20 protein-coding genes, 1 pseudogene and 2 riboswitches are annotated in these 19,623 nt (G+C 37.6%); of the genes and pseudogenes, 16 read left to right on the top strand and 5 right to left on the bottom strand.

Translation table 11 applies throughout. The features are described from left to right. Nucleotides 1-33: 33 nt before the first annotated feature. Nucleotides 34-193: riboswitch (Lysine riboswitch) on the bottom strand. 108 nt (nucleotides 194-301) lie between these two features. The 9 genes from B5D30_RS02605 (at nucleotide 302) to mprF (ending at nucleotide 11,916) form a co-directional block, all read left to right on the top strand. Beyond that, nucleotides 302-1,552 carry a competence/damage-inducible protein A gene (locus B5D30_RS02605; protein WP_078806479.1) on the top strand — a complete coding sequence of 417 codons (1,251 nt, stop codon included), beginning with the start codon at nucleotides 302-304 and terminating at the stop codon, nucleotides 1,550-1,552. Nucleotides 1,553-1,617: 65 nt separating this feature from the next. Further along, nucleotides 1,618-2,856 (top strand): recombinase RecA, encoded by a 1,239-nt coding sequence (gene recA, locus B5D30_RS02610; RefSeq protein ID WP_234984603.1) that lies wholly within the window; start codon nucleotides 1,618-1,620, stop codon nucleotides 2,854-2,856. Nucleotides 2,857-3,118: 262 nt separating this feature from the next. Next, nucleotides 3,119-4,759, top strand: a complete 1,641-nt coding sequence (locus tag B5D30_RS02615) for an ABC-F family ATP-binding cassette domain-containing protein (RefSeq protein WP_078806481.1) — start codon at nucleotides 3,119-3,121, stop codon at nucleotides 4,757-4,759. Nucleotides 4,760-5,381: 622 nt separating this feature from the next. Beyond that, nucleotides 5,382-5,481: riboswitch (TPP riboswitch) on the top strand. 172 nt (nucleotides 5,482-5,653) lie between these two features. Continuing rightward, entirely contained in the window at nucleotides 5,654-6,454 is an 801-nt protein-coding gene (gene thiD / locus B5D30_RS02620) for a bifunctional hydroxymethylpyrimidine kinase/phosphomethylpyrimidine kinase (RefSeq protein ID WP_456107105.1), read from the top strand. 11 nt (nucleotides 6,455-6,465) lie between these two features. Beyond that, entirely contained in the window at nucleotides 6,466-7,278 is an 813-nt protein-coding gene (gene thiM, locus B5D30_RS02625) for a hydroxyethylthiazole kinase (protein ID WP_078806482.1), read from the top strand. Next, complete coding sequence (thiE, locus tag B5D30_RS02630) at nucleotides 7,275-7,931, top strand: thiamine phosphate synthase (protein WP_078806483.1); 657 nt, start codon at nucleotides 7,275-7,277, stop codon at nucleotides 7,929-7,931. Before thiM ends, thiE begins: the two co-directional genes overlap by 4 nt. Further along, nucleotides 7,900-8,520: a TenA family protein gene (locus tag B5D30_RS02635; RefSeq protein ID WP_078806484.1), complete on the top strand. Its 621-nt coding sequence runs from the start codon at nucleotides 7,900-7,902 to the stop codon at nucleotides 8,518-8,520. Before thiE ends, B5D30_RS02635 begins: the two co-directional genes overlap by 32 nt. A gap of 95 nt (nucleotides 8,521-8,615) precedes the next feature. Beyond that, entirely contained in the window at nucleotides 8,616-9,317 is a 702-nt protein-coding gene (locus B5D30_RS02640) for an alpha/beta fold hydrolase (protein ID WP_078806485.1), read from the top strand. 40 nt (nucleotides 9,318-9,357) lie between these two features. Beyond that, complete coding sequence (mprF, locus tag B5D30_RS02645; protein WP_078806486.1) at nucleotides 9,358-11,916, top strand: bifunctional lysylphosphatidylglycerol flippase/synthetase MprF; 2,559 nt, start codon at nucleotides 9,358-9,360, stop codon at nucleotides 11,914-11,916. Between the two features lie 48 nt (nucleotides 11,917-11,964). On the opposite strand, the pseudogene B5D30_RS14050 reads toward mprF, so the two are convergent. The 3 genes and pseudogenes from B5D30_RS14050 to B5D30_RS02655 form a co-directional block, all read right to left on the bottom strand. Next, a pseudogene (locus tag B5D30_RS14050) lies at nucleotides 11,965-12,042 on the bottom strand (transcriptional antiterminator); the annotation flags it as partial. Between the two features lie 93 nt (nucleotides 12,043-12,135). Further along, entirely contained in the window at nucleotides 12,136-13,302 is a 1,167-nt protein-coding gene (locus B5D30_RS02650) for a tyrosine-type recombinase/integrase (RefSeq protein WP_078806487.1), read from the bottom strand. A 53-nt stretch (nucleotides 13,303-13,355) separates the two neighbouring features. Next, nucleotides 13,356-14,006: a helix-turn-helix domain-containing protein gene (locus B5D30_RS02655; protein WP_078806488.1), complete on the bottom strand. Its 651-nt coding sequence runs from the start codon at nucleotides 14,004-14,006 to the stop codon at nucleotides 13,356-13,358. Between the two features lie 131 nt (nucleotides 14,007-14,137). Here B5D30_RS02655 and B5D30_RS02660 point away from each other — a divergent pair, with 131 nt between their 5' ends. The 7 genes from B5D30_RS02660 to B5D30_RS02690 all read left to right on the top strand — a co-directional run bounded on the left by B5D30_RS02660 (nucleotide 14,138) and on the right by B5D30_RS02690 (nucleotide 17,196). Next, nucleotides 14,138-14,335 (top strand): helix-turn-helix domain-containing protein, encoded by a 198-nt coding sequence (locus B5D30_RS02660; RefSeq protein WP_234984604.1) that lies wholly within the window; start codon nucleotides 14,138-14,140, stop codon nucleotides 14,333-14,335. A gap of 10 nt (nucleotides 14,336-14,345) precedes the next feature. Then, complete coding sequence (locus tag B5D30_RS02665) at nucleotides 14,346-14,615, top strand: hypothetical protein (protein ID WP_078806490.1); 270 nt, start codon at nucleotides 14,346-14,348, stop codon at nucleotides 14,613-14,615. A 198-nt stretch (nucleotides 14,616-14,813) separates the two neighbouring features. Further along, on the top strand, nucleotides 14,814-15,083 hold the full coding sequence (locus B5D30_RS02670; protein ID WP_078806491.1) for a hypothetical protein: 270 nt from the start codon (nucleotides 14,814-14,816) through the stop codon (nucleotides 15,081-15,083). Between the two features lie 14 nt (nucleotides 15,084-15,097). Next, the gene (locus B5D30_RS02675) at nucleotides 15,098-15,331 is read left to right on the top strand and encodes a hypothetical protein (protein WP_078806492.1); all 234 of its coding nucleotides are present in this window, start codon (nucleotides 15,098-15,100) and stop codon (nucleotides 15,329-15,331) included. A gap of 83 nt (nucleotides 15,332-15,414) precedes the next feature. Then, the gene (locus B5D30_RS02680) at nucleotides 15,415-15,963 is read left to right on the top strand and encodes a hypothetical protein (RefSeq protein WP_078806493.1); all 549 of its coding nucleotides are present in this window, start codon (nucleotides 15,415-15,417) and stop codon (nucleotides 15,961-15,963) included. A gap of 352 nt (nucleotides 15,964-16,315) precedes the next feature. Continuing rightward, nucleotides 16,316-16,711, top strand: coding sequence for a hypothetical protein (locus tag B5D30_RS02685; protein ID WP_078806494.1), 396 nt, complete (start codon nucleotides 16,316-16,318; stop codon nucleotides 16,709-16,711). Nucleotides 16,712-16,896: 185 nt separating this feature from the next. Further along, nucleotides 16,897-17,196, top strand: a complete 300-nt coding sequence (locus B5D30_RS02690) for a Mor transcription activator family protein (protein ID WP_078806495.1) — start codon at nucleotides 16,897-16,899, stop codon at nucleotides 17,194-17,196. Between the two features lie 215 nt (nucleotides 17,197-17,411). Here B5D30_RS02690 and B5D30_RS02695 read toward each other — a convergent pair whose 3' ends face one another. Further along, nucleotides 17,412-18,209 (bottom strand): alpha/beta hydrolase, encoded by a 798-nt coding sequence (locus tag B5D30_RS02695; protein WP_078806496.1) that lies wholly within the window; start codon nucleotides 18,207-18,209, stop codon nucleotides 17,412-17,414. Between the two features lie 225 nt (nucleotides 18,210-18,434). After that, nucleotides 18,435-19,547: a type 2 isopentenyl-diphosphate Delta-isomerase gene (gene fni, locus B5D30_RS02700; protein WP_234984605.1), complete on the bottom strand. Its 1,113-nt coding sequence runs from the start codon at nucleotides 19,545-19,547 to the stop codon at nucleotides 18,435-18,437. Nucleotides 19,548-19,623 lie beyond the last annotated feature (76 nt).

Consider the following 19,623-nt stretch of genomic DNA (forward strand, 5'->3'; position numbering starts at 1 on the left):
GCTTACTTTTCTTCTGAGCGTTTTTGCTCTTTTCCGAAAAATAGCACCTCGCAAAACTTGCGGAGTCCAACCAGTATTCCCAGTTGTCCCAATACCTCAATATGTCTACCTCGGTATTTCGGCAAATGCTCCTTATCTGTTTCAACGGCACCCCTCCGCAGAGTTCTTAGCATTTGCGACCTCTATTTCTTTGTTATTGTTGACAAGTCTACCTTATCGGAAAAAAATTGTCAAATAATTTTTAGATTTTTTTGGTATAATAGAAATATATTGCGTATCTTATAGATGAGAGGACAAGCAAATGAAAGCAGAAATTTTGACGGTGGGTACAGAGATTTTAATGGGGCAAATTGTGAACTCCAATGCAGCAACCATTAGTGAATTGTTAAACGATTTTGGTATTGATGTGGTGTATCATACGACAGTAGGGGATAATTTTCAGCGTATGACACGGGCATTGGCACAAGCAGAGGAAAGAGTGGATTTTATCATAATGTGCGGTGGCTTAGGGCCAACAGAGGACGATTTGACAAAGGAGGTGCTGGCAAAGCATTTAGGCGAAGAATTAGTCCAAGACAAAGCAGGGTATCAAAAACTACTCGATTATTTTGAAAAAACAGGGCGAGAGCATACGCCGAATAATGATTTACAAGTGTTGACGTTAAAAGGTGGCGAAGTGCTGAAAAATGAAGTAGGTCTTGCAGTTGGAAGTTTTATAGAAAAAAACGGAAAATTTTACGCCGCACTCCCCGGACCACCAAGTGAAATGCGACCAATGTTGAGCAATGTTTTATTGCCAAAACTTGCGGAAAAAACTGGAGCAAACGGGAAATTATACAGCCGAGTGCTACGTTTTTACGGAATTGGTGAAAGTCAATTGGTCACAAAATTGGCAGATTTGATTAATCAGCAAACAGACCCGACCATTGCTCCGTATGCAAAAGAAGTTGAAGTAACCCTTCGCCTTGCAACAAAGTGCAAAAGCGAGCAAGAAGCGAATGAAAAATTGGAGAAAATAAAACAAGAAATTTTGAAAACGGAAGATGTTGGCGAATTTTTCTATGGCGAGGGCGAGTACAACACGCTTGCCAATGTAACGGTTGAATTGCTCAAAGAAAAAGGTGTGACAATTAGTGCGGCAGAAAGTTTGACGGCTGGAATGTTTCAATCAACGTTGTGCGATATTGTAGGAGCGAGCGAGATTTTCAAAGGCGGATTTGTGACGTATTCACAAGAGACAAAAGCTGAATTTTTAGGTATCAATGCAGAAGAATTGACACAACATGGCACCGTGAGTGAATTTTGTGCAAAAGAAATGGCACGTTGTGCAAGAGAAAAATCTGGTGCAGACATTGGCGTGAGTCTGACAGGGGTAGCAGGACCAAATACGTTAGAAGGGAAAGAGGCTGGCACTGTTTGGATTGGCATTGCAACAAAAGAGGGTGTTTATGCACTTGAACATCATTTTGCAAGAAGTCGTCAATTTGTTCGTATGAATAGTGTAATGAAAGCACTCAGCATGGTGCATAAAGAACTGTTGTCTTGCTCTTAAAGAGAAAAACAAGTAAAATAGAATAAGTGATGAGACGAAAAGTCTCGGTAGAATGGAGAAAAATAGTGGCAAAAAAAAGTTCAAAGAAAAAAGCAGATGAAAATTTAACACGTGAGGAATCATTGGCAAAAGCGTTGAAAGAAATTGAAAAAGATTTTGGGAAAGGTGCTTTGATGAAACTGGGCGAACGTAGCGACCAAAAAATTTCTGTCATCCCAAGTGGTTCTTTAGCTTTAGACGTGGCTCTTGGTGTAGGTGGGTATCCTCGTGGACGAATTATTGAAGTATATGGGCCTGAAAGTTCAGGGAAAACAACTTTGACCCTTCATGCAATTGCAAGTGTGCAAAAACATGGTGGACTTGCGGCGTTTATTGATGCCGAACACGCACTTGACCCAGAATATGCGGCAAAACTTGGAGTGGATATTGACAATTTATTCCTTTCACAGCCAGACACTGGGGAACAAGGATTGGCGATTGCCGAAAAATTAATTTCAAGTGGAGCAATCGACTTAGTTGTTGTTGACTCTGTTGCTGCCTTGACTCCTCAAGCGGAAATTGACGGAGATATGGGGCAAAGTTTTGTCGGCTTACAAGCTCGTATGATGAGCCAAGCATTGCGTAAACTGAGTGCTTCTATCAATAAAACAAAAACTCTTGCGATTTTTATTAATCAATTGCGTGAAAAAGTAGGGGTAATGTTTGGAAGTCCAGAAACGACACCGGGTGGACGTGCCTTGAAGTTTTACTCGACGATCCGAATTGACGTGCGTAAGGGTGAACCTCTTGGAACAAAAGAGGAGCCGTATGGTACACAAATGAAAATTAAAATCGTCAAAAATAAAGTGGCACCGCCATTTAAGAAAATTATCGTGGAAAATGTCTTTGGAGAAGGAATTTCACAAATTGGCGAATTAATTGATATGGCAAGTGAGAAAGACATCATCAAAAAAGGTGGAGCGTGGTACTCTTATGGCGATGACCGTTTAGGACAAGGGAAAGAAAAAGCGAAAGTTTATCTTGAAGAACATCCAGAAGTGCTTGCAGAAATCTTTGCCAAAGTGCGTGAAGCATACGAAATTGGTGAAGAAATTGATTTGAAAGCTGAAAAAGAAAACAAAAAAGAAGAAAAAGATAAAGATAAAAAGAAAAAAACTTCTAAGAAGAAAAAAGCTGACAAAGACAAGGAAGAAGAAGTGGCTGAGGAAGTGGAGACTGATGCTGGAACTGAAACAGAAGAAGTTATCGCAGAAAACGAAGAGCTTGACCTTGATTTAGATTTGCCGTTGGATGATGATGAATAATTAAAAATGAGTTCGGGAAAATGTTCGCTTTATGAAAACAAAGAGTTTTTTACTCTCGTTTTTATAAGTGAACAACCCGACTCTTTTTTTATGAAAAATATTGGATGAATTTTGTATTTTTATATTGAGTCAAATATGGTAGAAATTGTTCTAAAAATAATTAAATACATATTTAAAGTAGTCTAGGATTGAGGAAGACTTCGGAATGTGATACAATTTGCTTTAGTCTGGATAAAATAATGATGAAAATAGGAGAATATAAATGTTACAAGTAACAGATGTCAGTTTGCTTTTTAGTGACCGTAAATTATTTGATGAAGTGAATATTAAGTTTACACCGGGAAATTGTTATGGATTGATTGGTGCCAATGGTGCAGGGAAATCAACATTTTTGAAGATTTTGTCTGGTGAAATTCAAGCAACGACAGGTGTAGTTTCTCTTGGTGCGAACGAGCGTTTGAGTGTGTTAAAGCAAAATCATTTTGATTTTGAAGAATATCCTGTGATTGAAACAGTGATTATGGGCAATAAACGTTTGTATGAAGTAATGAAAGAAAAAGATGCAATTTACATGAAAGAAGATTTTTCTGATGAGGACGGCGTGCGTGCTGCTGAACTTGAAGGGGAATTTGCCGAGCTTGACGGTTGGGAAGCAGAACCTGAGGCGGCACAACTTTTGGAAGGATTAAACATTCCAACAAGTTTACACCAGTTGACAATGGCGGAACTTTCTGCAGGTCAAAAGGTGAAAGTATTGCTTGCTCAAGCTCTTTTTGGAAAACCTGATGTGTTGCTTTTAGACGAGCCGACCAACGGTCTTGATATTCAGTCGATTAACTGGCTAGAAGAATTTTTGATTAACTTTGAAAACACTGTGATTGTCGTTTCCCATGACCGTCATTTTCTTAACAAAGTTTGTACGCATATGGCAGATTTAGACTTTGGAAAAATCAAATTGTTTGTCGGAAACTATGATTTTTGGAAAGAGTCAAGTGAGTTGGCTCAGAAACTATTGAACGACCAAAATGCGAAAGCAGAGGAAAAAATTAAGGAATTGCAAGACTTTATCGCTCGATTTTCTGCAAATGCCTCTAAATCAAAACAAGCGACGAGTCGTAAAAAAATGTTAGATAAAATCACGATTGAAGACATTCAACCGTCAAGCAGACGTTATCCATATATTGCATTTAAAGCAGAACGGGAGATAGGTAATGACTTGCTTCAGGTGGATAACTTGTCCGTTACATTGGACGGGAAAAAAGTGTTGGATAACATTTCGTTTACGCTCAAACCAGACGATAAAGTAGCCTTTATTGGTGCGAACGATATTGCACAAACGGCACTTATGCGTGCGTTAATGGGTGAAATCGAAGTGGATAGTGGCACAATTCGCTGGGGTGTTACAACGAGCCAGAGCTATTTGCCAAAGGACAATTCTAAAGATTTTGCAGGAGACGAGAGCATTTTGGACTGGCTACGTCAATTTGCTAGTAAAGAAGAAGACGACAACACTTTCCTAAGAAGTTTCTTAGGTCGTATGCTTTTTGGTGGAGACGAAGTGCTAAAAAGTGTCAACGTTCTAAGTGGTGGCGAAAAAGTACGTGTGATGTTAACGAAAATGATGTTACAAAAAGCAAATGTTTTGGTACTTGATGATCCAACGAATCACTTGGATTTGGAGTCCATTACAGCGTTAAATGACGGGTTAAAAGGATTCAAAGGAAGTATGCTTTTTACTTCACATGACCACGAGTTTATTCAAACACTTGCCAATCGTATTATTTACATCTCAAGCAAAGGTGTTATTGATCGCATGGACTCAACATTTGATGAAGTGCTAGAAAACAATGAAATTCAAGCACAAGTAAAAGAATTGTTTGCTGGAGAAAACGAGGCAGAATAAGGAAAGAAAAACTAGAGGAAAATTGACGAGATGTTGGGTTTCCTCTAGTTTTTTTGGGTTGAACCAATAGCCAAAAACATTTTTTTCAAAAAATAGTAGAAAAAAGAAAATTATAAATTTTCTATTGAACAAAAGAGGAGCGTGTGTTATATTAGTATATGGGCAGCTCTAAAAACTCCGCTTAATACCAAATTAGATAGTTTTTTGTTTTTCGAGGAAATCGACGAAAGCTATGTGGTTCATAGAAAAGCGAAGAAGTGCGTTCAGGAGTTTGCAACAGTGAGCCGTGTCGTTTATTTACTGCTACACTTCGTTTCGCATACAGTCTTTCTAAGAATCAAAGATTCTTGAAAGACTAGCATCGAAACTTTAGTTTCGAGCGACACTGCGAACAGTTGCCAAACTCCTGCACTTCGTAGCTAGACATAGAAAAGCTAAGAGGGGCGTTCAGGAGTTTGTCGTAGTGAGCCATGCTATTTACTTGCTTGAAACGAAGTTTCAAGTAGCATTGCGAACAGCGACCAAACTCCTGCCCCCCCGTAGCTAGACAAGGTTGAGGAGATTGACGAAGAAAAACGGAAAACTAGCAATTTGGGATAAGTATGAGTTTTTAGAGGTGCCCATATATATGCAGGGGGACAACGTGCGTTGTTGAGAAGATAAAATCTGACCCTTTGAACCTGTTCGTTAATACGAGTGTAGGGAGCATTTATTACAGAATTTTATGAGACTGTGACAATACTCTAACACGCTTTTTCATTGTATGAAAAATGAATGATATTTATTTTTTACGCAATGCCAAGTTCAAATTCGTATGAACGTTTGGTTTGAAGAAAGTGTATTGAGATTTGTCATGGTCTTTTTGCGTACCATAATAGAAATGAGGAAAACAAAATGATGAAAAAAGCATTAACAATCGCAGGAAGCGATTGTAGCGGTGGGGCAGGTGTGCAAGCTGATTTGAAAACATTCTCCGCACATCTTGTCTATGGAATGAGCGTGATAACGAGCGTTGTTGCTGAAAACACAAGTCGGGTGATTGATTTTCAAAATGTTTCAGTTGATTTGATTGAAAAACAGCTAGAGGCGATTTTTGAGGATATTATTCCTGATGCAATTAAAATCGGCATGGTCGAAAGTCCAGAAATTATGCGTGCAATTAGAGAAAATCTGGAGAAATATCAAGCGAAACAAGTCGTGATTGACCCTGTAATGTATGCTAAAAATGGCTGTCCTTTAATGCGTGAGAGTTCAATTGATACGTTGATAAAAGTGATGATTCCGCTTGCAGATTGTTTAACGCCCAATATTCCAGAGGCGGAAAAAATAACAGGAATGAAGATTTTGACACTTGAGGACATGGAAAATGCTGCAAGAAGTATTCATGCACTTGGTGCGAAAAATGTTTTGGTAAAAGGAGGACATTTGGAAAGTGCGGCGATAGATATTTTGTTTGACGGTGTTGAGTTTACACATTATCATTCTAAGCGGATTCAAACGAAAAACACTCATGGTACAGGTTGCACGCTTTCTTCGGCGATTGCTGCAAATTTAGCAAAGGGTGAACCTATAAAAGTGGCAGTTAGCAATGCAAAAGAATACGTCACAGGTGCAATAGAAAATGCTCTACCACTTGGAAATGGGCATGGTCCAACGAATCATTTTTATCAATTTGAAAGAGTAGTAAAATTATAAGGAGAACGAACATGAAAGAAAAGTATAGTCAATTATTCAGTAATGTAAAAGAAATCCAACCGTTAGTACATCATATGACAAATTATGTAACAGTAAATGATTGTGCAAATATTACGATTGCCATTGGTGCAAGTCCGATTATGGCAGATGAAATTGCAGAAATGGAGGAATTTGTAAATATTTCGCAGGCATTAGTTCTTAATATTGGTACGATAAATGAGCGTGTCCTCAAGTCCATGCTAGTTGCTGGTAAAATTGCCAATAAGAAAAATGTGCCAGTAATTTTAGACCCTGTCGGTGTTGGTGCCAGTCAATTCCGCAATCAAGCACTTGAGAGATTGCTTGATTGTGTGCAATTTTCCTGTATCAAAGGAAATGTCTCAGAAATTCGTTTTTTGGCTGGGCTAAGTAGCAAAACCCGAGGTGTAGATGCGGATATTCGTGATGAAATGACTTCGGAAGATTTGGCGAATATGGCAAAAAAATTAGCAGAAAAGCTGGAAAGTGTTATTGTTATCACGGGAGTCGTTGATACAGTAGCAGATTGTGAAAATGTTTATTTGATAAAAAATGGTCATGAGAAACTGTCTAGTATTAGCGGAACAGGTTGTATGAGTGCCTCTTTGCTTGGTGCATTTATTGGTGCAAACCCAAGTGAGCGTGTGCTTTCGTCTGTTCTGGCGATCACAAGCATGGGGATTGCAGGAGAAATTGCCAGCGAAAAAACGAGAGGAAATGGTAGTTTCAAGGTTGCGTTACATGATGAAATTAGTTGCCTAGACATTCAAACGTTCAATGATAGAGAAAGGATAATTTCTTTATGAAAACAATAGACTATTCTCTTTATTTGGTGACAGATAGGTCAATAATGTCTACACAAACGATTGAGGAGGCGGTGGAAAAAGCGATTCTCGGCGGGGTAAGTGTCGTGCAATTGCGTGAAAAAAATCTTTCCACAGAAAAATTTATCACATTAGCCAAATCCATTCATGCCATTTGTCAAGCGTATCAAGTGCCACTAATTATCAATGACAATCTGGAAGTGATGCAAAAGGTAAATGCGGAAGGACTTCATATCGGACAAGATGATTTGGACGTGAAAAGTGCTAGAGCGAAAATTGGGCAAGGAAAAATTCTAGGTGTTTCAGCTCAAACGCTCAAGCAAGCTCAAATGGCAGAGGCGGACGGTGCGGATTATTTGGGTGTTGGGGCAATGGTGGCAACAGAGACAAAGAAAGACGCAAGGATTGTCACAAAAGAAGAACTGTCTGCAATTTCTCAAGCGGTCAACATTCCTGTTGTTGCTATTGGAGGGGTGAATTTGGAAAATATTTCCACATTTAAAAATGCAGGTGCGGACGGCTTTGCGATTGTTTCAGCTATTTTAAAGGAAAAAGATATACAAAGTATTACAAAAAAATTGAAACAGAAAATAGGAGAAGAACATGGACATTCAAGAATTATTTCAACGAAATAAAACATATTTTCGTCAATGTTTACAGCATGAATTTGTAGTGAAAATGTTTGACGGCACGTTAGAGATTGAAAAATATAAGGAATATTTGATACAAGATGCGATTTACTTGTCGACTTTTACAGAAGTTCACAAGGAATTGATTGCATTGTCAGAGGAGCAGCACAAGGATTATTTTGAGGAACGTTTGAGAAATTTGGAAATGGCAGAACTTGAAATTCGTGAGGAGTTATTAAAAAATTTAGGGATAACGGAAAAAGAAATTCAGCCAGAAAAAGCAAATGAAGTGACGAAAAGCTATCAAGCATATTTGTATGCTGCCCTAAAAAGTCGAAATATCGGTGAAATCATGGTTTCTTTACTGCCGTGCTACTGGATTTACCAATATATCGGTGAAAAAGGTGTGGTGGTGAAAACGAAAGAAAACCCGTTTACACCGTGGATTGCAACGTATAAAAACGAAGAATATAGCGAAATTGTAAAAGAACATATCCAATTTTGCACAAAGTATGTAGAAAACATTGAAGATGTAGCGGAGTTGTTCGAGCAGGGGTGTAAATTAGAGGTTGCGTTTTTTGATAGGGTGAAATGAATCGAGTGCTTTCCGTAAAAAAACTGACAATTTTTTGATATACTTATAGTAAGAAGGTACTATGAACGAATAATCCATATTGTGAGGCGATTGTTATGAAATTAGAAAAGAAAAGAATCATCACAAGTGATGGCACAAGCCTACAAATTTATATGATTGGTCATGGAGAGCCGTTGATTTTTCTTCATGGAAATGGAGAGAGTAGTGGGATATTTCGTCGGCAGGTTCGTTATTTTGTTGACCATTATCGCTGCATTTTGATTGACTCACGTAGTCACGGGAAAAGCGAACGGTCTAAGACGAAGTTGACATTTGCACGTATGGCAGAAGATGTGCGAGAAGTGATGCAGGCGGAAAACATTTCACAAGCGGATATTTTAGGTTATAGCGATGGTGCGAATATTGGTATGGTATTAGCGTGCAAATATCCTACACTTGTCAAAAAATTAGTGCTAAACTCAGGCAATTTAACAGCAAGTGGTAGCACCTATCTTTCAAGAGTTTTAGAGCTGATTTACATTGCTATCGGAAAAGTGTTGCACTGGGACATGGAAGTGCTAAGTTTACTCGTCAAAAATACAGGACTTCAAATGAATGATTTGCAAAAAATAACGGCAAAAACGCTCGTTTTAGCAGGGCAATTTGATTTCATTAAACGTAGTCATACGAAAGAAATAGCGAAAAATATCCCAGATTCTACCCTACAAATAGCAAAATGGACTTCGCATTTCTTCATTCGCCTACAACCGAGAAGATTTAACCGAGTGATTTGCAATTTTTTGGGGAAAGAAGTTTGAAATTGGGAAAAGTACCCGAAAGAGATAGAAGGAGAGATTTATGAACAGACTACTAACATGGCTGAAAAGCAGAGCAAAGACATTCAAAATATTCTTTTTAACAGCAGTTGTCTTGCTTGTCGCCTTACAATTGACCTCAATAGCGAGAAGTATTAGCGGTGAGGAGGTAACGGCGGCACTTTCTGATTTAGCTTTTTGGCGTATTTTATTGATGATTTTTATTGGCTTACTTGCTGTAAGTCCAATGGTGCTTTATGACTTTTTACTGCACAAAATGGTGGAAAAAGAAGATAAGGCATTTTATATTTTTGAGACAAGTTGGCTTGTGAATACGATGAACAATCTCATTGGATTTGGTGGCGTATTTAGTTTTGGACTTCGTTCTCAATTTTACAGTGAAGAAGGGAAGGAAAAGCAAGTTTTCAATGCGATTAGCAAGATTTTTCTTTTCACTATGAGTGGACTTTCCATTTATAGCTTGCTTTGCTTGTTTTTAATTGCCGCAGGGCATACGAATGCTTTTTTATCGCAATATTGGATGTGGCTTTTAGTTGGTGCATTGTACTTTCCAGCGGTTCTTCTGACGACTTCGCTAAAGAAAGAAGGACTGCTTGGTGGTTTGTCAAAACGTTTGCGGTTGGAACTTTTAGGCGTGAGCTTTTTAGAATGGACAGGTGTTATGTTAGCATTTGTCTTGATTGGTCAGCTTATGAGTATTCATGTGCCAGCGTATGAAGTGATTTTACTTTTTATCGTGGCAATGGTATTAGGGATTTTGTCGATGATTCCCGGTGCAATCGGAAGTTTTGATGTGGTCATGATTTTAGGCTTAACCCACCTCGGTGTAGCTCAAGAAAAAACAGTTGCATGGTTGCTTTTGTTCCGTATTGTGTATTATTTCTTGCCATTTATTCTAGGTTTATTGTTTGCAGTGAAAAATCTTGGTGTGAAATTCAATGACAATTATCGTGGAGTTCCGCTTGATTTAATCCGTCAAGTGCTTAATCACGTGGTGACGTTTTTGCTGTACGTTTCAGGAATTTTAATGGTGCTTTCAGCAACAGTGCCGGAAGTGTTTAGGCAATTGATATGGCTGAGAAAAATTAGTCCGTGGAGTGCCAATCTTGTCGGAGAATTTCCAAAAATTTTGATTGGATTTCTCTTGATTGTAGCAGGGCGAGCAATTTCCAATCGTGTCATTCGTGCTTATTATCCAACGCTTATACTTGAAATTGCGACATTGATTTATATTTCACATACAGGGTTTAGCATTTATAGTGAATTATTTATGATTTTACTGATTGTGTTAACAATTTTTACCAAATCTGAGTTATTTAGAAAACAATTGGTGCTATCGTATGAAATGCTGTTCAAGGACGGCTTGGTGTATTTCTTGCTGATTATTTTATACGCAGGAATTGGCGTGTATAATTCGCCAAATATTCACCACAAACATCCATTTAACAATTTTTTCCTTTTCCCAAGCGAGAGAATTTGGTTGACAGGATTTTTGGCAATTCTTTTGGTAAATATTATTGCGATGCTATTTATTCGCTATCTTCAAGGGCATAGGCAGACAATTGGCGAAAAAGTAGATGAAGAGCGTGTGTTGAGCGTTTTACACACATATGGCGGTTCTACTGAAAGTCATTTGATTTTCCTAAATGACAAGGATATGTATATGTACAAAAACAAACAAGGCGAGGATACGGTATTTTTACAGTTTCAAACGTATCATGATAAAGTGGTAGTTATGGGAAGTCCTAGTGGAAAAGCGGAAGATTTCGAGCCTTGCTTGCGACAATTTATCGAGGAATGTGATTTATGGGGGTATGCACCTGTTTTCTACGAAGTAAAAGAAAAAGAAACGTTAATTTTGCATGAGTTAGGTTTTCGTTTCTTCAAAATGGGAGAAGAAGGTCATGTTTCCTTGCCAGATTTTACAATTAGTGGGAAAAAACAGCGGGGCAATCGTGCGATTGTCAATCGCCTAGAGCGAGAAGGTTGTCACATGGAAGTGATAGAACCTCCATTTTCAGAAGAGATCATTGACACGTTAAGAGAGATTAGTAATGAATGGCTAGGAGAACGCAAGGAGAAAGGTTTTTCTCTAGGTTTCTTTTCGGAAGAATACATTTCAAAAGCACCTGTTGCAGTGGTGAAAAATGAGCAAGGTGAGATTTCTGCATTTGCAACAATTATGCCAAGTTACACTCAAGATGTAGTAACGGTGGATTTAATGCGGTTTTCAAAAGAGGCACCAGCAGGTGTAATGGATTATTTGTTTATCAAATTATTTGAGCATTATCGTGATGAAGGGATTCAGAGTTTTGACTTAGGAATGGCACCACTTTCCAATGTTGGTGTTAGTCGTAAGAGTTTCTTAAACGAACGATTGGCAAATTTGATTTATCAATTTGGCTCACGTTTCTACTCTTTCCAAGGTTTGCGTAGCTACAAGGAAAAATATGCGACCACATGGAAACCACGCTACAATCTCTACTCACGAGACAATTCGATTTTGTTTGTCGTCTATTCGCTTTTAATGGTGGACAATCGAGCGGTAGAGATTTCAAAGAAAAGAAAGCCGATAAAATAAAAAGAGAGCAAGGAGAATTGCTGAGGCAAATTTCCTTGCTTTTTTAGATTAGCTTAATCGTTCTTCTTTTACATAGTTGATAGGCAACCACTCTAGGACATTCTCTAAATATTTTTCCCAGTAATACACAAACGCCCTTTTGTACACGCCTAAACCGTTGATATAAAAGGGTTTTGTGTTTTTTGAAATTGAGAAAATAGAAAAATGTTACAAAAATTGTTACAAACTCATGTAATTTTCAAAGAGTAGAATAGCTTGTTTTTCTTTTGATTGTTCAAGGTGTGAATAGGTGTTCATTGTCATTGTAATATTTTCATGTCCTAAACGCTCTTGAATAATTTTATAAGGCACGTCTGCACTTAATAGCATAGTGGCGTAAGTGTGCCTAAAACCATGTAGCCCTATATCGTTCAAGCCGTTTTCTCTAAAAATACGTTTGGCAAAGTTTCGAACCGTATTATGAAACAGGTAACTTTCTTCATGGATAGGGCAAAAAATCAAGTTAGCTCTGCCAACCCCAAGTTTAAGTTTTTCTTTTGATTGGAACAATTTCCACTTTTTAAGAGTTTGTAGCGTGGTAGTGTCAAGGAGTAGCGTTCTATTGCTTTTCTTTGTTTTTGGGCTATCCTCTAGTTTTGCTTTTCTGTTTAGCGTTTTTGTAATGCGTATAGTTCCACTTGTAAAGTCTACATCTTGCCAACTCATCGCCAAGCCCTCGCTTGGTCTTATTCCTGTATGGGCTAGTAAATAAAAATAAGCCTTATACATTTCATGAGTATAGCAAGGAGAAAGGCACTCAATGGCGTTTAAAAATGTTTTTAAGTCCTGCTTGTTAAAGTATTTGATTTTTTTAATGGTTTTGTCGCTTTTTGATTGTGGAATATAAACATTTAAGGCAGGGTTTACCTCTATCACATCTAAAGAAACAGCGTACTTTAAAATACGCTTAACGGTAGAAAAGGCGTAAGAATAACGCTTAAAGCCGTTGTGGTTGTTTGCGTTGTCTGCCCAAGTGTTAACAATTTTTTGCAAGAGATAACTTGTTATTTTTTCCACTTTATACTCTTTTAACGGTGGCAAAATATGAACATTCAGCAGGCTTTCCATTTGTGAAAGAGTATTGCTTTTCACTGTTGTTTTATACATTTCAAACCATACTTTAGCGAGTTCTTCAAAAGTTGAAATACTTACCTTTTCCCTAGTAGTTGAGCCGTTTTGTAAAAATTCAAGTTTTGCTCTTTCGTACTTTAATTTTACATCTGTCTTTGTCTTTCCTGTGATATTTGTTCTTTTTGGCTTACCTGTAAGGCAATCAGTGCCAATGTAAACCCCTTTAGCTATATATCTAATTTCTTTCTTTTTCGTGGTGTACTCTATTATTTTCATCTTGATTTTTCCTTTCTCGCACTCGCCAAAATGCAGAAATGGAAAGATGAAATTTAGTCTTTATACTTGCTTTTTTTGTAGTTTATAAAGTCTATTATTTCGGCTATATCTTCATCATGAACTAAAAACAAGCCTTTTAATGTTTTGGAAAACATTTCATTTTCAAGCCTGTTTTTTGTGTTTTCTGTGCTATCTTCTAAATCTACTTGACGATTAGTTATAAAGTATTTACGCATTTCAGTGAATAAATTTATAAGTTCATCATTGTTAAAAGTGAAAGAGCTATATTTTATATAAACTTCATCGCTAAAACGTTGGCGTTCTGCAAACTCGGAGTTAAAGTTTTCATTGTCAAGGCTTTTTTCATAACGTTCTATAACTTTCTTTCTTTCTTCGTCTGTAAAATCAAAAGAACGACTAGGGAAATGTTTTTTTAAGTCCTCAATAGTCATAGGAACGAGCGTTAAAGAAAATTCAAAATCGGTTAGGCTATTCATAACAAAGGAGTTAAGCCCTACTTGATACCCTAATAAATAAGCAACACTAACGCCAAAATAATCAGCTAATTTCTCCCATGTTTCCCTCTTTGGCTCTTGCTCCTCTTTTTCATAACGGCTTAATTGTTTGGAAGATATTCCTGTATCTTGTGCTAATTTCTTAAAGGTTAGCCCTTTTTCTTTTCTAAGTTCTTTTAATCTGTTCATAGTGGAAACCACCTTTCTAAGTAAAATATAACATGATAACACTTAAAAAGTCAATAACGTTGACAAAAGGCTTTTTAGGGTATATCATGATTTCGTCGACTTAAAAAGTCATAAAAAAGAAAGAGGGGAACATGATGAATTTTACAGAAGAAAATAAAAGAGCTTTAAGGCGTGTTATGGCAGATAATTTTTTAACAAAAAGGGCAATAGCTCAAAAATTGGGAATGAGTGAAAAAACTATTCAACAACTGACGAGGAACGACAAACCCCAAGAGGTAAAAAAATCAACCTATCAAAAACTAATGCAATTCATTTCAGAAAACTATTAAGAGGGCAACCATGAACGCAAAAACAAAAGAACAAAGAGCCTTAAAACTCTACCAAAACGTAACAGGCGAGAAAGTGGCAGAGGTTGAGCTTATCTCTGAAACTGTAACACTCGCAAACAATGAACTAGATGAACGCCTATTGTGTGGCGTGCCGTCTAATGCTTTCCCTCGCCTTGTACGTGTTGATTTTTTCGCACTACAAGGCGAAAGGGGAACAGTTTACTTTATTCACGATGAACACTATCAAAAAATACTACATGAGGGGGTTATAAAAGCATAAAAAACAAGGAAACGCTAAAAATCATTTTAGAGCCGTTTTAAGACGGTGGAAAGATTAGGTAATGATTTTATACATGAAAAATCTTTAAAAAGAATTTAAAAGGGTTTTGAACGAATTTAAAATGGGTCTGCAATCTATAAGCAGGCAAAAAAAATATAAGCACTCGCCAAAATGCAAAAATGGAAAGGTAAAAAAATTATGGAATTGTTAAGCCAATCAGCAACGCAAGAGTTAAAGAGTTTTATCAAGAAAGAAATAACTGAAACCATGCAGGAGATGAAACAAGGAGAGCCATTAAAACCGTATATTCAACAAAAAGAGCTATTGAAAGAGCTGGGCGTGAGTTATACGTGGCTAAAGAAATTAGAGCGTAACGGCTTGAAAAGAATTTCTTTAGGCGAAAATGACAGAGTAGTTTTTTATAGCAGGGTGCAAGTCTACGCACTCTTGGAGCGTTTAGCACGCTAGAAAGAGAGGGAAACATGAACGATAAACGAGTGGAACAAGTGGCAAGAGAATTTCTAAGCGATTTTGAGCGAGAATTTCAACGCATAGAACAAGCAGAAACAACAAGGGAATTATTTCACTTGTTGAATAGACTAACAAGCAAAGAATTTTCAAAGGGGGTATTAGTTTTATATGGCTTACAAGTAGGGTTAGTGATAGGCAAGCGAGCCGAAAGAACGAAAAAAAGAGCCTTTAAGGAGCAACCTTAAAAGCTCGAAAATCAAGAAATAATAGTTTTATGCCACTAAAGGCAGGATAACATAAAAAGTTTTTTTTGGAAAGGAAAAAAATCATGGCAGGAAAGGAAACATTTAGGCAGATACCAAGACGGATATTTTACCATGACGAAGTAATACGCCTTGATAGTAATTGTCGTTTGCTTTATTTGGTGGTATCAATTACGGCAAACACGGCAGGGATAACAGCAACAAATACACTGAAATTGATAAATGAAACCAAGCTAAGCAAAGAAGAAATTAGGCGATGTATTGCCGTTATGAACGGTACAGGGCTATTTGAATATGACGAAGAAACAGGGGAATTTTTTACCCCTATCACAATAAAACAAGGCAATACAAGTAGCGATAAAAACACAAAAGGGCTTTTAAATGAGCTTTTAATGGTGCAGAGTTACACAGTATTAACAAAGGCGTTAGAGTGTGTAAGAAAGCATTGGGCAGGCTTAACGCAAACGCCAAAAGACAGTAGCGAGTCAAAAGTGAAAGCCTGCGAGAAACGGCAAACGGAAATAAATGAATTGCTTGAGAGAGTGGAGAAGTATAGGGCAAGTTTGAAAAGGCTAGAAGATGAACGAGCGAAAGGAGAGGTTGCGAGGGTGTAATAAGAGCGTATATGTATATGTATTATCTTTGTATTGTCTTTGTATTGTATTAGGCAGGATAGACTTTAGGAAAGGGTATCTTATAGGGTATCGGATAGGCTATAAAATCTTAAAGAAAGATAGACAGGGCAAGGAGTGAGAGGAGGAAAGAGCTAAGCGGTTTTAGGGGTGGCACTCGTATTTTTATAGTCAGTGAAAACAGAGCGATTTTATAGTATATGGCAAAGGGAAACGCATAGGGTATTTTATAGGGTATAGGATAGGCTATAAGTAAGGCTAGGGATAGAATTAGGCGAACTCTTAGCGAAGAACGATAAAAGAACAATTAGACAAGAGAAAGGCAGGGAATAAAATGAATATGACAAAGAACACGCTAGAACATTTCTTGTTAAGCGAGGAAAAGCATTTTTTAGGGGTGGAGGTGGAGAAAGTAAGCGAGGAAGAAATAAAAGGAGTTAGCGAGCTTGTAGAGGGAGAGTTAAAGAAAAAACATGAGGAGCTTATGGAACTTGTAGAACGTGAAAACGAGCTAGAGGAAAAGACAAGGCTAAAACAAGCCTTACTAGAGCAACAAATGGAACTATTAGAGCAGGAACAAGAGAGAATAGAAAAGGAGTTCAAGCATGAAATAACAAACCTTAACAATCTAAGAGAGCTAAGACAAGAAGATTTAGATTATTTCAGTACGCTAAAGTTGGGGATAAAGCTAGGCGAGAGATTGGCACGAGTGAAAAGTGTGAACGGTTGAGAAATAAAGTAGGTGGCGATGAAGTAACATAATGGGATTTCATCGCCAAAAGGAAAAAGGTTGTTAAGTGAAAAAAAGCGAGAAAAACCGAAAAAAAGTGAAAATAAGCGAGAAATAAGTGAAAAAAATCGAAAAAATAGCGAGAAAAAACGAGAATACACGCAACAAAGAAAGGCAGGAATAACATGAAAGTAGAACAATTAACCGAGGAAGTAATGAGCGAGCTAAGTTTTGAAAGTAATGAAATGATTAGGATAATTGGAAAAAAGAAATTTTTGGAGGTGGTGCGATTCTTTGGTGGTGGCACTGTCTACGTGCCAAAAGAAGATAGAATAGTTAAGCATTGGAGGAACAAGAGCATTTTAAAAGATTTTGACGGAGCGAACTATAATGAGTTAAGGGTAAAATATAACCTTTCGGAAAACGTGATAAGAAAAATGATAAAGGTGGGGTTAGAGGAGAAGAAAAAGGAAAAGGGGAGCTAGAAAGCCCCTCTTTTTTCATCTTTTCATTTCTACATTTTGGCGAGTGTGTGTTTTATTTGTGTTTTTTTTGTGAAAAAAGTGGTTTTATCGTTGTGGTTATTGGGTTTGTAGCGTGAAAAAATGTTACAAAAATTGTTACACTTTTGGGGTGAAAACAGCCAATTTTGGCACATATTCAAAAATGATGAAAATGAATGAAAATCAACTGAAAACCTTTAGCTTAGGCGTTCTTCACGTACAAAATCAATAGGCAACCACTCTAAAACATTCTCTAAATATTTTTCCCAGTAATACCACTCATGCGTTCCGTCATTGATTTGATATTCCACATCATAGTTTAATGCCTGCATTTTTTCGACTGCTTGATTGTTGTTGTCAAACAGAAAATCTTGTCTGCCACACCATGAGAATAATTTTGGAATAGGAGTTGACGATTGTTTTCTTTTTTCTGCTAGGGTAAATAAATCATTTTCACTTCCATGAATTTGTTTTAAATCGCCAAAAATTCCTTGCCAATATTCTTTTGGACCAAAGGGAAATGGCTCATCATTGCCGAATACTAAAGCTCCAGAGAGGCTTGCAGCATAAGAAAACTGCGTAGTACCGAGAGCTAATTTCCACGCACCATAGCCACCCATTGACATTCCACAAACGAAATTTTTCTCAGGTTTCGTTGAAATTTGTGGAAAAAGTTGCTGAATTTTATTCGGCAATTCTTTTGCTAACGCATCGAAATAATGTAAATCGTAAGTCGTGTTGGTGTACCATGCTAAATCTGTGCTTGGCATGATGACAGCGATTTTTGTCATTCGGATAATCCGCTCGATATTCGTTCTCCTCGCCCACATGGAGTGATTGCCACTCATGCCATGTAGAAGATACAAAGCAGGTAAATCTTGCAAACTTTCTACCGTCCAATCAGGATTGCGGTCGCTTTTTTCTGGTAGGATAATGTTCATGGATTGTTCCATATGAAGTGTTTCAGAATAATAATTTATTTCTAAAAATTCCATTGTTTTTCCTCGTTTCTTTTTCTTGTTTCGTCGGCTTCCCCCTTTAGCAGAGCGAAAGGCAAAGCATCGCTTTGGTTGCCTTCGTCAACGGTAAGCCTCCTCACAAAGCTCACCGCTCCGCTGAAAAGCATTGCTTTTCGACTTCGCTTATTCGCTTTGTTCCATATGAAGTGTTTCAGAATAATAATTAACTTCTAAAAATGCCATTGTTTTTCCTCATTTTTTCTATATTTTTTGTGAAAAGTTTTTTATTTCTATCCCTCTGTCTAAGCAAAAATTTCGTAAAGAGTTGTCGAATAGTAGTTCGCTTTTGTTTTGTAATTCTTCGATTGTTCGCACGCCGAGTAGTGTGAACAATATGTGAAGTTCTTCTTCTAGTTGGAGCATCCATTCGATTGTAGCATTTACACCTTTTTCAGTTAAGATTTTAAGGATTGCACCGGAAATCCCTACCCCTTTTGCACCAAGTGCTAGAGATTTGGCGATGTCCATTCCATTTCGCACCCCACCGCTTGCTAAAATAGTCATTTTTCTTTGCATTTTTTGAGATTCTAGCAAACTTTCCACCGTTGAAAGACCCCAATTTTCAAAATGTGTTAGCTCTTTTTCACTTCTTCGTTCGTTTTCAATTGCAACAAAATTGGTGCCACCAACTCCGCTAATATCCACAGCCTTTACGCCAATTGCGAACAATTCTTCAATCGTTTCACGACTCATGCCACAGCCCACTTCTTTGACGATAATAGGCAGTTGAATTTGTTGAATGATTTGTTGTATATTTTTTCGCCAGCTAGAAAAAGAACGTTCTCCCTCGGGCATAATTAGCTCTTGAGCAACATTGAGGTGAATTTGCAATCCGTCAGCTTGAGTGATTTGAATTGCACGAATCGCCATTTCCACACTTGTATTCGCATTGATATTTGCAAAAATTCTACCATTTGGATTTGCTTCACGCAAACTGCGAAAACTCGGAATGAGTGTATCGTCCTTTAATGCAGCTACCACACTTCCAGAGGCAATCAACACCCCTGTTTTTCCAGCTACTTCACCTAGCATTTTATTGATTTCAAGAGCTTTTGCACTTCCTCCAGTCAAAGCATTGATATAAAAAGGACGAGAAAAGCTCAATCCAAGAAATTCCGTTGAAATATTGGTGTGCTGAATGTCGATTTCCGGCAAAGCATTAGGGATGAAACGCACACGGTCAAAATCATTTTCTTTCGTAGAATAAAACTTCCTTGCTAACTGAATATGCTCATCTTTTCGATTTTTGGACATAGTGTTTACTCCTTGTCTAGCTGTGAGGGGCAGGAGCTTGTTCGCTGTTCGCAACAGCACTGGAAACTATGTTTCCAGCAAGTAAATGCTGTGGCTCACTGCGACAAACTCCTTACCGCCCCTCTTCGCTTTTCTT

This window comes from Pilibacter termitis, from assembly GCF_900167335.1.
Lineage (GTDB): Bacteria > Bacillota > Bacilli > Lactobacillales > Streptococcaceae > Pilibacter > Pilibacter termitis.